The following is a 15,693-nucleotide window of genomic DNA, read 5'->3' as shown; positions in this document are numbered from 1 at the left end:
TTACTTCTTACCAGCTGGTTTGTCGCTAATTCGGAAGTAATCAAAGTCGGCAAAGCCGCCCGTTTGTGAGGTGGCATAGTTGAAAAGGCCAAAACGGTAACCCATAAAGTGCGGAATGGTGTAGGGCATTTTCAGCGGTTCGCCAATGGCTGTCCACGTGTTGCCGTCGAGGCTGTAGAAGAAATGGGCCATGTCTTTGCGGTCGCGGAAATCGCAGTCGGCTTTCAGGTAGACCGTTTTCTGGCTCAGCGGAACGCGTTGCACCTCCACCGGCTTACCCGAACTGGCGCTGACCATGACAATCGACCGCGCCCCATTCTCGACCTTCACACCCACCAGCCCGTAATTTTTCTGCAACAGGCTCAGGCCCGCAAAATCACCGTCTTTCAGATTCGATACGTCGAGCAACGTAGTGCCCGTACATTCGGGACCAATGGTACGTTGGGTCAGCGTGTTGCGGGCCATCACGAAGGAGGTATCGGTTCGGCCGGTTTTCAGGCGCAGATAGCCTTTTCGTTCTGAAACCGACCAGAGGCTGTTATCGGGATTGTGATTCCACTGCCATACGAGTGGCAGGGCTGGCTCGCCTTTTTTGCGGGTAAATTCGTCGGAGTTCACAATGCCCGGAATCAAGCCCTTGCTGGCGGGCAGATCAAGCGTTTGGGGCACTTTGCCGTTTTCACCCAGTACCGGCCAGCCGTCTTCCCATTTTACGGGCACCAGATACGGAATCCGGCCCACCCCGCCAAAGTCGCGGAACAGGTACGCGAACCAGCGTCCGTCGGGCGTGTCGATTAGCCCGCCCTGCGCGACGCCCATATCCTGCAACGCCACGCGGCCCTCCCAGGGGCCGGTAATCTTGTCGGCGCGGTGAATTACCACCGTCCGCATACCGCCACGCGGCCAGGTGATGTTGAAGAGGTAATACTTGCCCTTCACTTTGAACAACTGCGACCCTTCCGCCGGCAGACCCCCGCTCGTACCCGATGGTGTGCTGGCGTTCTCGATGATAACCTGTTCGGTAGTGCCCGGTTTCACGCTAGAGGCATCAGCCATCAGCTCAACCAGTTTGAGTTTGCCCGCCCCGTAGATCAGGTACGTTCGTCCGTCATCATCGAAAAACAGGCTGTGGTCGTGGTATGATGGCTTAAACGACACTTCTTTCCATGGACCTTTTTCAATGTTTTTCGTCGTGTAAACGTGGGTTCTACCACTGGTTTGGGCAAAGGTTGTCGCGTAGTACGTACCGTTGTGGTAGCGCAGGCTGCTCGCCCAGGACCCACGCCCGTAGGTGCTTTTGCCATTGTTCAGGCTCATCGCGTCGACGCTTGTCAGCGTATCGTACGCATAACCCACCAGTTGCCAGTTAATCAGGTCGTTCGATTTCATAATGGGTAACCCCGGACTCAGGTGCATGGTAGTGCTGCTCATATAATAGGTGTTGCCCACCCGAATCATAGCCATATCGGGTACGTCGGCAAAAATCACCGGGTTCTGGGCCGTTTGCGCTACGGCGGCAACGTACCTGAAGAGTAACATACTTGTCAGCAGACCATATAGAAACAATTTATTTTTCATGAGGATTGGATGTCGGCCCGTTGACGCTACAGGAATAGGTTGTAATAGTGTTAATTCGACACATTTGCGGACAAGCAGTAGTCGACTGCCTATCCTGAAAGATCAATTGTTACTGCGTTACCAGCCTGATCTGATGGAAACGAGGGGTACTTGTTCCGGCCCGGGCCATGATTTTCAGCAACAGCACGTCCTGGCTATCGGCTTTGAGCCGGATCATTTTTCCCTCATTTGACAGAATCTCGGCTGGCTTGTCATTGATCAGAAAGCTCATAGTATCCAGCTTACCGCTCTCTACCAGTTCAATGTCGATGTACTTACCCGCCCGGTTTTTGTTCTGCAACTGGTAGGCAATAAACGATCGGGTTCGTCGCCAGAACTGCTCGTCATCGTAGCCCGAATCGCTTTTTTCGCCTTTGTATTGATGGTCTACTTCGGGCTGTTGTTCACCACAATTCACTTTGTCAACAGTCCTCGCTTCGAGGGCCAATGCCTCGGCTTCCTGCTGTTTCAACCGGGCTTTCTGCTCGTCGTAGGCCGACTTCGAAAAAGTCTGGAAATACATTTGGTAACGGGCATCGTGAACTTCGTAAAACGGTTGCAACGTGAGTGTATCCAGGTTAAACCGAAGCCTACTGGCGGGTTTAAGCCCTTTCAGGTACGTTGCCGGGTCACCCACCAGTGCATAGGCATTGGTGATCGGGTACAACTTACCCTTCGTTTCGTGGCCCATCCGGCTGTCGTCGGCAAAAAGCCCTTTCAGGTCGGCAGTCGATGTTTTGGCCGCCAGCACGATGGGGCCGTTGACAAAGGCCGCCCAGTTGGAACCGTCGGGCAAATACTCCAGCTGCGTTGATGTCTTGAACTGAACGGTTACTTTATCGCCCGACTTCCATTTGCGACGGATGGCCACATAATTAGCCGGTTTCCCGTTGACCGGTTGCACGTTGCCATTCACCAGAATGGCAAGCTTTTCGGCCCATTTCGGATAGCGGATGTGTAAAGAGAATTCCTGTGGTTTTGTTGTCTCGACAATCAGTTCAGATTGGTTCTGGTACGGAAATTCAGTTCGTTGAGTAAGTTTCACTTTTTTGCCCGACCAGTTCACTGTTGATGGAATGAACAGGTTCACGAACAAGTCGTTGGCGGTATGGCTGTAGATCAGCTCGCCATATTTGGTGTGATTTTCCAGGCCCGAGCCCACGCAGCACCACATACTGGTTTCGGGCTGCGAATACACGCGGTAGTGGTTGGGCCGAATGGGCGTGAAATACACAAAGCCGCCTGTTGAGGGATGTTGGCTCGACAGGATGTGGTTATAGAGTGTCCGTTCGTAGAAATCTACGTAGCTGACATCATTTTTATCCAGAAACAGGGCTTTGCTCAACCGCAGCATGTTGAACGAGTTGCAGGTTTCCGGTCCCTGATTCGAGCGTAGCACCTGACTGAAATCGGTGGTTGGGTTGAAATGCTCGCGGACGCTGTTGCCGCCGAAAGCCACACTGCGCGTCTGCGACACGTTCCGCCAGAAATATTGAGCCGCTTCCGACCAATCCGACTTACCCGTCAGCGTAGCGATTTTCTCGAATCCAATCACCTTCGGAATCTGTGTGTTGGCGTGGAGTCCCGTTAGTTTATCCTCTTTTGCCAATAGTGGATTCAGCAACGCCCGGTGTGAAATCCGCTGCGCCGTTTCGAGGTACTTCCTGTCTTTCGTCAGGATGTACAGATCGGCGAAGGTTTCGTTGATGCCACCATGCTCGGTGCGCAACACCTGCTGAATCTGATCGTCGGACAGGGGTTTTATCAACTCAATAAACCAGTCGCCCAGCCCGATCAATACCTGTTTCGCCTGCTGGTTTCCGGCGTACTCATACGCATCGCGTAGCCCTGCAAACAGCTTGTGAATGTTGTAGAGCGGCACCCAGGTGTTGTTTAGTCCGAAGCTGCTGCCGTCGATATCGCCTTTGTGGATGCGCTCCCAAAACACCTTGCCCTGCGGAATGCCACCCACGTACCCATTGCCGTTCTTGGCCTGACATTGTGCCAGTTGGTCGATCATATAATCGAGCCGTTTTTTCAGTTCGGCATCCCCGGTCGAGGCATACAGCAAGGCCAGCGCCGACAGGTAATGCCCACCGATATGCCCATCCAGTCCCGAGCTCTCCCAGTTGCCGTAACGCGGGGCTTTTAGAGGCAGTCCGGCATCGATCAGGTACGGAGCGAGCAGCTTATCCGGGTTTAGGGCCAGAATATAACGCATGTCAACATCCTGCGCATTTTTGAACGGCCCACCCGTCAGCTTCACGTCCTGTAAGGCAAACGGCTGCATCTGTGCCAACGCTGAAAAGCTGGTCAGAAGGAGAAGGGCAATGTGGAGTATGGGCTTTTTCAATGGTAACGTTGTGTGTGTTTTGCCTCAAGAAATCACTCCATCTACTTCTTATACATTGGGTCGTCGCCTGTGTATTTCAGGTACTTAAACGAAGCCGAATTCTCGGATTTTTCACCCGATGACGTAGCATACAGGCCATATACGCAGCCAATGAAACTGTTGGCCGCTTTGGTGCTCAAAAACTTGCCATCAATCTGGTCTTTCAACAAGTTCCAGTTTTTTCCATCGGTCGAGTAATAGAAACTGTACAAGGCACCCGCTGACTGTATTTTGAAATTTACCCTGGCAGCGGGTGAATGTAAAGGCACTTCAGTTACCAATTCCAGTGTCTTGTCTTTGCTCTTGAACAACTGAATCACGTCTTTACCGCCGGTTTTTGATTTGGCCGCGAAGTAAAAATGGCGTTCGTCCTGAAAAATTACCAGCCCCGCTTTTTCATTATCCGATTTTGGTGAAAAGCTCACTTCGGTTTCGGCGGTGCTCGTTAAATGTTGTTGACGTTTACCCACAAACGAAGGATTGCCTGCTTCTGAAATTGTCTCCGGTTTGAGGGTAAGTGTCAGTCCGTTGGCCTTCGACGTTTTGAACGAACTGCTATCCACCGTTCTCAAAAAAAGCATCGACAGATCGAGCCCTTTATCGAACGTCATCGTATACGCGAAGTTCCCGCTTTGCGGTAAAGCCCCTTTCTGTTTTACTTCGTTGATGTTGGTTTTGTATTGGTATTCAATGGCTTTTTCGCCGTGTTCGATCATTGGCCAATCGTTTACCCACGTCAGCGGAGCAATGAACATTTCGCGGCCTGTATTGTAATAATCGCCTTCATAGGGACGTACTGCCAGGAAAATTGAATACCAATTACCGTCGGGACCTTCGATAAACTGAGCGTGTCCGGCTGACGTGATCGGGTTGGGCCGGTCGGCTGGCAGGTTTCTTTGTGTCAACACCGGATTGCCTTCAAACGGCACATAAGGCCCCCAAACATCCCGGCTGCGCAGGGCCACCTGCGAGTGATTAACGGAAGTTCCTCCTTCGGCCGCATACAGGATGTACCAACCGTTATGCTTTAAGATATGCGGACCTTCAATCCAAACCGGTTTTTTAGAGAGGTCTACACCACCATTTACCAACTGTTTTTCTTCACCCAACACGGTCAAATTCTTATAATCGAACTCGTACATTCGGATGGTGCGGTGACCCGAATACAGCGGTTTGCGGTCGGGTGCATCGCTGTTGTAGATGATGTAGGCTTTGTCGGTTTCTTCATCGAAATAAATGGATGGGTCAATTCCTTTTACCTGCGGAATTTTTACCGGATTGCTGTAAGGCCCCGCCGGATTTTTGGACGTTACGACAAAATTTCCATCATGGTCGATATCCGTACAGGTTACGTAGTACGTCCCTTTGTAGTAAGAGATGGCCGGGGCAAACAGTCCACGCGTCATCCGCTCGCCCATAAACTCCATCTGCGAAGGACGATTGATCACATTGCCGATTTGCTTCCAGTTTTTCAGGTCGCGGCTGTGCATAATGGGCAAACCCGGGAAATACGAAAACGTAGAATGCACCGAATAATAATCAGGCCCCACCCGAACAATGCTGGGGTCGGGGTAGAAACCAGTCAGAATTGGGTTAGTCAGGGTTGTCTGCGCCGATGCGATGTGGCTGGCAATAAAGCAAAGTGCCGTACAAACAGCTAAAATTGAGTTCTTAATCATTCGCGTAATAAGCTGATTAGTAGCTTTTAAAAAAGAGGTTGAGTTACTGTGCCAGCAGCGTATAAATCTGACCAGGTTGGGTAGGTACGTCGTAAAGCAGAGTTTCTTTCAACGCTGGTGGCGTCATGTTGGCTTTTGTGGATATAATCGGAGTAGGCGTATTTTCGGTTACGTAGAACGGATTGGGGTTTTGGCCGGATGCCTGTTTCAAGGTTACGCCTTTACCCACTTTCAGTGCGTTGGTTACGCGCAGCCGCAGGTTGCCGCCAAGGTTCGACCGGATGGTGACTTTCGTTAGCTTTCCGCCGTTCCAGGCCATGTTCACCACGTCGAACCCACCGATGGCCCGCAAACCGCCAATGCTGCCGGTAGGCCACACATCGGGCAGGGCGGGCAACAGATGAATGGCACCATCGGCGCTTTGCATGAGCATTTCGGTGATGCCCGACGTACAGCCGAAGTTTCCATCGATCTGAAACGGCGGGTGGGCATCGAACAGATTGTTGTACGTACCTCCGCCCTCTTTGGTGGCGCCCAGTGGAGTCAACTGGTTCTGAATGAGCGAGTAGGCATGATTGCCGTCCTGCAAACGCGCCCACCAGTTCACTTTCCAGCCCATGCTCCAGCCGGTCGACACGTCGCCCCGGTGAATAAGGGATGTTTTGGCTGCACTATACAACGCAGGGGTCCGGTAAGGCGAAAGCTGGTTAGACGGGAACAGGCCATACAGGTGTGAAATGTGGCGATGTTTGTCGTTTGGGTCGTCGATGTCTTCCAGCCACTCCTGCAACTGACCATGCTGCCCGATATGCATAGGCGGTAATTTGCTACGCATCTGCTTGAGCGTATCGACAAAAGCGGCATCCTGTTTCAGCAATTCGGCCGCCCGGATGGTTGTCGTGAATACGTCGAATGCAATCTGGTTATCCATTGTCGTGCCTGCATCCAGCGATGAACCGCCGTGGGCGCTGGGCGCGTTTTCGGGCGATGTACCCGGCGTTACTACCAGCCAGTGGTATTTGGGATGTTCAACCAGGTAATCGACATAAAAGGTGGCGGCTCCTTTCAGAATGGGATAGGCCGAGGCCAGAAATTTTTTGTCGCCACTGTACTGGTAATGCTCCCACAGGTGCTGGCTGGTCCAGCCGCCACCGGCTACCCACATGCCCCAGAGGGCCCCGTCGATGGCTCCCGTAGCGCGCCAGATATCGGTGTTGTGGTGGGCCATCCAGCCACGGGCACCATACATCACCCGCGCCGTTTCCTGCCCGGTCTCCGACATGTCGCGTACCATCCGCAAAAACGGCTCGTGCAACTCGGCCAGATTGGTTTTTTCGGCGGGCCAGTAATTCATCTGGGCGTTGATGTTGATGGTGTACTTGCTATCCCAGGGTGGCCGCATTTTGTTGTTCCAGATACCCTGCAGGTTAGCCGGCTGCCCATTCGGTTGCGACGATGAAATCAGCAGATAGCGGCCATACTGATAGTAGAGCGTAACTAACTGTGGATCGTTGACGTTCCGGAAATTCGTTAGCCGTTGGTCGGTTGGCAGCTTTGCCGCTTCCGTTGATCCCAGGTCGAACCTGACCCGGTTGAAATACCGTTGGTAGGCGGCAATGTGTGGTGTCAGGATGGATGCAAATGATTTGGGGTACGCGTTTGTCAGGTACGTTGCTGCCCGGGCATTTTCATCTCCGCTGATGTCTTTGTAGTTGACAAAGTTGGTGGCAATGGAGATGTAGATCGTGGCAGACGTTGCGCCTTTCACCGTCAGTGCGGTGTCACTGGCAACCACCGAACCCCCATCCGTTTTGAGCCGGGTAATGCCTTTGAATCGGACCATCCCTTTCACTCCGTCCTGATCGGAGGTAGTACCGGCAATAGTCAGTTCATTGGCTGTGGTTGTTTTAATCGCTGATTTAGTGTGCTGGGTGGAATATGAAGCGGAAAACGTCAGACTTCCCCGCTTGCTGCTGGTTAAGTGCATCACAATGACCTGATCAGGAAATGAGGCCAGTACTTCGCGGGTGTATGTCACCCCGCCAACCGTATACGATGTTTTGGCAACGGCCCGCTCAATGTCCAGTTCCCGGTAATAATTGGTGAAGTTTTCGTGTCCGTCGAAGGTAAGGTTGAGGTTACCAACTGGCTGGAACATCTGTCCATGCGACTTTTTGGTGATCATCGCTTTGTTGGCCAGTTGCTCCGCTTCTTTCTGTTTACCGTCGAAGATCAGCCGGCGTACCTCAGGTAAGGCAGCCAGGGCAGCAGGGTTATCATTGCGGTTTGGACCTCCACTCCAAACGGTGTGTTCGTTCAACTGAATTGTTTCTCTGGGTACGTTGCCATACACCATGGCCCCCAGCCGACCATTCCCAATCGGCAAGGCATTTTCCCAAGTCTGTTCAGAAGGTGTGTTGTACCATAGTTTCAGGCTCGGCTTGTCTTGTGAAAAAACAGTCGTGGTTATAACGGTGAACAAACAGCAGTAAAGGAGTTTCATTGACAATGAAGTAGAGGAGAATAGATCATATACTAGAGCAGGTCGGTATTCCGAAAAACCGGCTGGCCCTTTCACTATTTTTAGCATACATAAAGGGTATCTGCCATTCTGAATCGGGACAGTCTGGGTATGTTTCTGGCACTAACGCATGCTATCCATAAACTAAAATTGCACGATGAATCTCGTCTGCGTTTTGTTGATAACCAGTGTTTTGGGTAATTGAAGGCCCTTCAGTTGTACGGTCTGTTTGTGTCTGAGAAATTGGTACAACCACACGGGAATCTTTACTATCGGGGGCGCCTCCGCTAACGCACCCCCACCAATGATTTTAGACGGCCAGGTCCACACAACCAACTAATTTCCGGCTATTGTCAATGGGTATACCGTCGGCTTGACATTGTTATGGCCGTTGCCGCTACATTTTGGATTACCCTACTGGTTTTGCCGATAATCATCGATTTGCCATGACAGTGCAGTTGGCCCAAAAAATTTGACGGGTCAGTCTATGCTACTAACGGGCAGATGCTACAAAGTACAAGTATTTCTAAATCACTATTAACTATGAAATTATCAGGAAAGTGTGTTATTTTAACCTAAATGACCGGTGCAAGGTGGACTTCTGTGCTAATAAATTACTCCCCCTTGCAGGGCGTAGTGCCCGGAGAGGTTGTTGATTCATCAGTTACCGATGTTTTCAAAAAATTTGATCAGGTACATTGAAGGAAATCAGTTACGCAAATAGGAAGACCCGTTCGAACGTACCTGTGCTGCCTGCTCAGCACAGGTACGTTCGAACGGGTTGTTTAGGTAACTTCGAACTTCAGGGTAACACCGATCGGGCACGGTCTGGCTCGTGAACACCCCATTCTGTACCGGGTACGTTCGACATCTCGATGACCAGTTCGCCGCCGTTCAGAATAGTTTGGTGGAGGAGATACGCCTTGCTGTACGGCTTTCCATTCAGGGTCATGCGTTTGATGTAACGATTGGTCGCCTTGTTATTGACCGTTTTTACTCGGAAAGACTGGCCATTTTCCAGCTTGAGGGTTGCTTCGTCGAATACAGGGCTGCCAAACACATACGCACCGTTGGTGGGATTGACCGGGTAAAATCCCAGCGCCGACAGCACGTACCAGGCCGACATCTGACCCACATCTTCGTTACCGCTTAACCCATCGGGCCGGGGTGTGTACAGGCTATCCAGAATGTAACGAACCTTGTCGGCGGTTTTCCAGGGTTGGCCTACGTAGCCATACAGGTACGTGATATGATGGCTTGGCTCGTTGCCGTGAGCATACTGGCCAATGAGCCCCGTAATATCGTTCGAAGCCTCGGCGCCCATATCGCCCCTGATGATAAACAGCGAATCGAGTTTCTGCGTGAATGCTTTCTCGCCTTTGAACAGACCGATCAGCCCTTCTACGTCCTGCGGCACCAGCCAGGTATATTGCCAGGCATTCCCTTCGGCAAAATCGTCTTTCATGTGCCGCGACACCAGCGGGCTGAATGGCGTGCGACGTTCGCCTTCCGACACGCGCCCACGCATGAAGCGGGTTGATGGGTCGAAATAATAGTGATAGGCTTTAGCCCTTTTGCTGAAATAGGCATACTCATCGGCCTTGCCCAGCTTTTTGGCGACCTGCGCAATGGCCCAGTCGTCGATGGCGTATTCCAGACCACGGGCTACACTCTCTACCAGGCTATCGGCGGGGATATAACCTTGTTTCTTGACAAAGTTCAGGCCCCGCTCGTCGAGCATAGCGCTTTGTTTCATGGCGTTGAAGGCGCGGTTTATGTCAAATCCGGTGATTCCTTTCAAACAGGCATCGGCAATGACGGGCATGGCGCTGTTGCCGGGCATAGTGTTGGTTTCGTTGCCAACCAGATGCCAGACGGGCAGTTTTCCCTGCTGGTCATAAATCGCCAGCATCGAATTGACCATGTCGGAGACCCGGCGTGGCTGCGTTAGCGTGAACAGCGGATGGGCGCTTCGGTAGGTATCCCACAGCGAAAAAGTGGTCATATTGGCGAAGGACGCTGCCGGATGAACCTGCCTGTCGGCCCCGCGATAATCACCGTTGTGGTCATTGAACAGCGACGGCGCAACGAGCGTGTGAAACAACGACGTATAGAATAGCTTGAGCCGGTTTTTATCGTTCGATTTTACCATGATTTTTCCCAACTCCCTGTTCCAGGCCGCATCGGCATCACGAACGACTTTCGCCCTGTTCCAGTGCGGCAACTCGGCCCGGATATTTGCCAGTGCATTGGTCGGGCTGACGGGCGAAATGCCCACTTTCAGCAGCACTTTTTCGCCGGCCTGCGTGCTGAAACTCACCACGCCTTTCACACGAACGCCTTTCGCTGACGAACCGGTTACCGCTGTCTGATCTGAGAATAAGTCAAGTTTGTGGATCGGTTTGGCGAAAACAACGGCGAAGTATAGGCGCTGGTCGGTGGCCCAGCCTTTCGAAAACCGGTAGCCGACCAGGGTCGAATCGTTCAGTTGTTCCAGGTACGTGTCGGTTGGGCGGTCGCCTACGCCTTCGCCCAGATCGAGCAGGATGTGCGCGTCGGTCGACTTCGGAAAAGTGTACTGATGCAGGCCAACTCGTTCGGTTGTTGTCAGGGCAACGTCGATGTTATACCGTTGCAGATGAACGGCGTAGTAACCGGGTCGGGCTGTTTCGTTGGCGTGCGAAAACCGGGAGGCATAGCCGCTTTCACTGTCTTTGGTTGTGCCTTTGGTCAGCTTGATCGGGCCGGTTGTGGGCATGATCAGCACATCGCCCAGATCGCCAATGCCCGTTCCGTTGAGGTGGGTATGCGAGAAGCCGATAATGAGCGAGTCGGAATAATGATAGCCTGAACACCAGTCCCAACCCTGTGACATTTGCGTTGGGCCAAGCTGTACTGCCCCGAAGGGCACGCTGGCCCCCATGAACACGTGCCCATGAAAACCTGTACCAATAAACGGATCAACGTAGCGGGTGAGCCCCGGAGAGACGTTGCTGTTTTTTGGGGCCTGACCAATGCTGCTGAACGGGTGTAGCAGTAAGGTTGACACAAAAAAAGAAAAGACGAGGAGTAAGCGCATTCAGTGGGTGGAGAAACCGATGTGAGAAATTCTGGATAGTGTAGTGGTGAAGTGTGTGTGGCCGCGCGAATGCAACCAGACGCGCGCAGTACCAGCCAGCTGTCACAACCTAGCTCATTTTAAATACCCAGGCGGGTTGACTTGCCAGTTGACTACGAACGGGTTCGGGGATGGTGACGATAATGGAATGACCTGATTTCTTCCACTTCAAGGGCTGCTTGCTTCCCAGAATCGTTACCGTTTTCGTTGGCAGAACGGGCAGCGTAACTTCGGTGGGTAACTGGGTTTCGGAATCAGCGGGCAGGTACGTGGCGTAGGTTATTTTTTCGTTGCTGGTGAACGCCCACTTCTCCTGCCGGTATGGGGCCAGCGGCTTCGTGTTGTAGATTGATTCGCCGTTGGTCTGAAGCCAGTTACCAATTTGGGTCAGGCGCTGGTAAGCTTCTTCGTGCCATTCGCCGTCGGGGCCGGGGGCAATGTTCAGGAGCATGTTCCCGTTTTTTGCCACCACGTCAACCAGCGTTTGCACCAGCTTACGCGCCGATTTGAAGTTCTCTTTGGGGATATACGACCAACTGTCGCCCATGGTCATGCAGGTTTCCCAGGGAATGGGCATGTAGTGATCGGGAATCTGCTGCTCGGGGGTAACGTAATTCTCGAATTCGCCCGAAACGGTGCGGTCAACGACCAGCAGGCCGGGTTGTTTTTGCCGCGCCATCTCGGCAATGCGTGCCATGTCGATGTCCTGATCGAAGGGGATGGTGCGCTGCCAGCTAACAGAGGTGTCGATGCTGCTGAAGGGACGTACCCAGCCACCATCCAGCCAGAGAATATCCACCGGGCCGTAGTCGGTCATCAGTTCCTGAATCTGGTTGTAGGTGAAGTCTTTGAACTTGCTCCACTCATCGGGGTATTTCTTCGGGTTGTAGTTGACGTTTCGGTCTTTGGGCGGGAAATACGGTTTCCAGTAATGTTCGTTGTGCCAGTCGGGTTTCGAGAAGTACGTACCAACCATGAAGTCTTTTCCCCGAAACGCCTGCAAAATCTCTTTGGTGACGTTGCTGCGTGGATTGGTGGAGAACGGCGTTTTCGTGCTGGTGATCTTGTAGTCGGTCTGCTTCGTGTCGAACATGCAGAACCCATCGTGGTGCTTGGTGGTGAAGATCACGTACTTCATCCCGGCTTTCTGGGCGGCGTCGGCCCACCGGTCAGGATTGAATTTGACCGGGTTAAACGTGGTCTGTAGGGCTTCGTAGCCTTTTTTATACTCGTACCAGTTGTCGGCGGTGGGGCCTTTGCGTTCACACCAGCCCTCATCTTCCGGACAGAGCGACCACGATTCTACAATGCCCCGCTCGCTATACGTACCCCAGTGCATGAGCAGGCCAAACTTTACATCCTGCCAGTGGCCAAGCTTCTGCCTGACGAGTTCGTCTTTAGGCCAGATGTACTTGTCGTGTTTTTGCTCTGAGTGCTGCTGGCAGAACCCGTTCAGCGACAACAGCAAGGCGGTAGCCAGGCTTAGGTACGTTTGTTTCATAGGTGATTTTGTAGTCTGTTTTTTTACGGTATCTGTTCGTGATCGAGCAATCTTTGCAGCACATAGGCGTGGGTGCCGTAGAGCTTTGCCATCTCGCCGAGGTGCGACAGTTCGATCGTCAGATTATTGCGGTAGTCGGGCAGGCAGTGGTGAATAAGGGCCTGCTCAATGGGGCAGGTAATTGCATTGGCCGCTTTAGCCAGTACACCGTTTACGATGATCAGCTCGGGGTTGAACAAATGAACGGCCATGGCGAGTCCACGGCCCAGTTCGCTGCCCGCATCTCGCAGCAGATCAATGCAAAACGCATCGCCGGCGTTGGCTTTGTCGATGATCAGTTCAATGGTCAAGGCGTCTGACGACCCTTCGTTGGCGAGCATCGACGGTTGGCCCTGCGCCAGGCCAAGCCGGGCCCGGCGGATCAGCGCCGAAGCCGATGTCAGCGTATCCAGACACCCCACTTTCCCGCAGGTACACAGTTCACCATCTGTTGCGATCTGAATATGACCTAATTCACCGGCAAAGCCCGCCGTTCCCTGCAAAATGTCGCCGTTGATCATTACGCCAAGCCCAATTCCCCAGTCAATATTGATGGAGAGCACGTGCTTTTTCCCCTGCGCCAACCCAAACTTGCTTTCGCCAAAGAGGGTGGCCTTTGTATCGTTGATGACATAAAGCGGCGCGTCGAACAGGGATTCAACCAGTGAATTCAGCGACTGCCCCGGCTCGTTAAGTTCGGGATGGGTAAAATTAAGGCCCAGTTCCGGGTTGACCAACCCCGGCATAGTAGCCCCGACGCCAATGACAACCAGTTCCATGGCCGTCAGTTTCTGGGCCAGTTGCTGCATCGGTTTTTGCAGTTCGCTGATAAACGCGGGGGAATCGCCCAATGGTAACGCCAGATCCATGCGCAGCACTACCTGATTGGTTAAATCGAAAACCAGCAGCTTGGTGTCGTGTATGGTAATGTCGAGCACAACCGTTACGTAGTGGTCTGGTTTCAGTGCATACAACGATGGCTTTCGGCCCATTTGCGCCGCGCCGGTGCCGATGCCCCAGATCCACTTTGCGGTGGCTAATTCATCGATGAGGGCCGTGACCGACGGTACGCTGCTGTGTAAAACACTGGCCAGTTGGGCGATGGTCCGTGAGTCTGACCGGTACAGTTCGGCAATGATGTTTCGCTTTAACCTGTTCTTTTTTGTGTCAATGACAGAGACCGCGGGAAGATCGTACATAAAATCAAGTCACTCTGGTTTCAGCCGTTTCAGCGCTGGCCAAGTTCAAGTTAGGTTGAAGGGTTTGTTAGAAAGTTGGTTGTCCGCAATCGATAGCAGGTGGCATGTTGGCCATTGCATATGATCAGAAATGCTTCTTACTTCACAAAACCATCGTTGATCAGCCAGTTACTTGTGTAGCAGTTAAATACGTTACCTGTCTTATTGCGGTGATGCGTTTGTTCATGTTACGGTTGCAGCCCGATTTTTTTTAACACATACTGGCCGATCTGTTCGCCCTGCTGTATGCCGCTCTCAATGGAATCACGAAAGTGAATGCCGCCATATAACCGCGAAATAGCTGCCTCGCTGGCGGCATGGTTGAACGAGCGGAACGTCCGCGCTGGTACGCCGAACTCGACTTCTACGGTATCGGTGTAGCCAATTGGCTTTCCCGCCAGGGCCATTAGCACAGTGGCCACCGCCTGCGACATCACACTGTGCCCGCTGGTGTATTCGGGGAACGGCGGTGTCTGCAACAGGGGCCGCCAGGCGCGGTCGATTTGCTGGTTGATATAGGTTTCGGGCCGAATCCGGTTGCTGTAGTATTTCTCTTCCCAACACGAAATGAAGGCATCGGCCATTGTCAGCCCAACCAGTGTATGCCAGCGAATGGTTTCGGCCAGTGTCAGGTTCTGCTGTACGCTGACCAGGCTGGTGATGCCCATCCAGTGGCCACTGGGCGAAATCTTCTTGGTGCCGAAGCTGACGTGGCCCTTCTGATTGAGGAAGAACGGGTTGCAGTCCCAGAAATTGGCGATATGCTGCTGGCTGACCGATAATACGCGGCACGTATCGTACACTTCCTTTGCCTGCCGGTAAAACGCAGACTCTTTCTGCTCGCTGTATGGCGTTGGTCTGACAGGCCGAAACTGGGCAGCGCTATCCAGCAAAAATGGACGGAGTGTTGCCCAGTAGGGTTCGTACGATTCGGAGTAGGCGGGGGGCGTGGGTTGCCACTGACCGGGTTTATCGCCGGGAGTAAACCGCAGGTAGCCGCTGGTTTTAACGTACCCATCGGCGGCGGCGTATTTCAGAAGTTTCTTCACCAGGCTGTCGGCCACGGCGCGTGTGGTCACAATCTGGTCATTGCTGAGGTGATACTGTTCGCGGCTGGTGGCAATCAGCTGGTTGCGAGCGGCTTCGAGCAGGTAACCCGAAGGCAGCATTTCCTCGCCCATACGCAGCAGCGCATATTGCGCGCCAAAGGCAGCGTCGACGCCCGACGCAGGGTTTGCCGGGGCCGGAAGGGTGTACTTGCGCAGCAGACCGGTCATGGCAACGTACCCAGTCGGGCGCTGTTGCCGGTACATGAACTCGTAGGCGGCCAGATTGGCGTAGGCGTAGTACCGGGCTGCTGCGCATGGGCCAATCACATCCGTAACCATCACGTCGGTCAGTTGCTTGAGCGCCTGTGTGTAGGCCACCGCCGCCGGTCGGGCCGGTTGCGTAGTCTGGCTCCAACCAGTAAGGCGGCACAGCAGCAGAATAAGCAGGAACGATCGATTCATACAGATCATACTAAGTCGGCTTTGCTCTGCCGCATCAATGTCGTGATATTGTATTGGTAGTTAAACACATCCGAAAT

Annotated in this window: 8 protein-coding genes; all 8 read right to left on the bottom strand. The window is 52.9% G+C overall.

Annotated elements, in window-relative coordinates; translation table 11 throughout:
• On the bottom strand, nucleotides 1-1,578 hold the full coding sequence (locus J2I46_RS19705; RefSeq protein WP_207330770.1) for a glycoside hydrolase family 43 protein: 1,578 nt from the start codon (nucleotides 1,576-1,578) through the stop codon (nucleotides 1-3).
• 109 nt (nucleotides 1,579-1,687) lie between these two features.
• Complete coding sequence (locus J2I46_RS19700; RefSeq protein WP_207330769.1) at nucleotides 1,688-3,970, bottom strand: glycoside hydrolase family 127 protein; 2,283 nt, start codon at nucleotides 3,968-3,970, stop codon at nucleotides 1,688-1,690.
• A gap of 41 nt (nucleotides 3,971-4,011) precedes the next feature.
• On the bottom strand, nucleotides 4,012-5,688 hold the full coding sequence (locus J2I46_RS19695; RefSeq protein WP_207330768.1) for a glycoside hydrolase family 43 protein: 1,677 nt from the start codon (nucleotides 5,686-5,688) through the stop codon (nucleotides 4,012-4,014).
• A 43-nt stretch (nucleotides 5,689-5,731) separates the two neighbouring features.
• Complete coding sequence (locus J2I46_RS19690) at nucleotides 5,732-8,191, bottom strand: glycoside hydrolase family 95 protein (protein WP_207330767.1); 2,460 nt, start codon at nucleotides 8,189-8,191, stop codon at nucleotides 5,732-5,734.
• Between the two features lie 820 nt (nucleotides 8,192-9,011).
• Nucleotides 9,012-11,288, bottom strand: coding sequence for a GH92 family glycosyl hydrolase (locus J2I46_RS19685; RefSeq protein ID WP_207330766.1), 2,277 nt, complete (start codon nucleotides 11,286-11,288; stop codon nucleotides 9,012-9,014).
• 109 nt (nucleotides 11,289-11,397) lie between these two features.
• Entirely contained in the window at nucleotides 11,398-12,828 is a 1,431-nt protein-coding gene (locus J2I46_RS19680; RefSeq protein WP_207330765.1) for an alpha-L-fucosidase, read from the bottom strand.
• A 23-nt stretch (nucleotides 12,829-12,851) separates the two neighbouring features.
• Entirely contained in the window at nucleotides 12,852-14,066 is a 1,215-nt protein-coding gene (locus tag J2I46_RS19675; RefSeq protein ID WP_207330764.1) for an ROK family transcriptional regulator, read from the bottom strand.
• Between the two features lie 227 nt (nucleotides 14,067-14,293).
• Nucleotides 14,294-15,616, bottom strand: coding sequence for a vanadium-dependent haloperoxidase (locus J2I46_RS19670; protein ID WP_207330763.1), 1,323 nt, complete (start codon nucleotides 15,614-15,616; stop codon nucleotides 14,294-14,296).
• Between the last annotated feature and the right edge of the window lie 77 nt (nucleotides 15,617-15,693).

Source organism: Fibrella forsythiae, assembly GCF_017353175.1.
In the GTDB taxonomy this organism is placed as follows: Bacteria; Bacteroidota; Bacteroidia; order Cytophagales; family Spirosomataceae; genus Fibrella; species Fibrella forsythiae.
The sequence above is the reverse complement of the archived record's forward strand: the minus strand, read 5'-3'. Positions and strand labels throughout refer to the sequence as shown.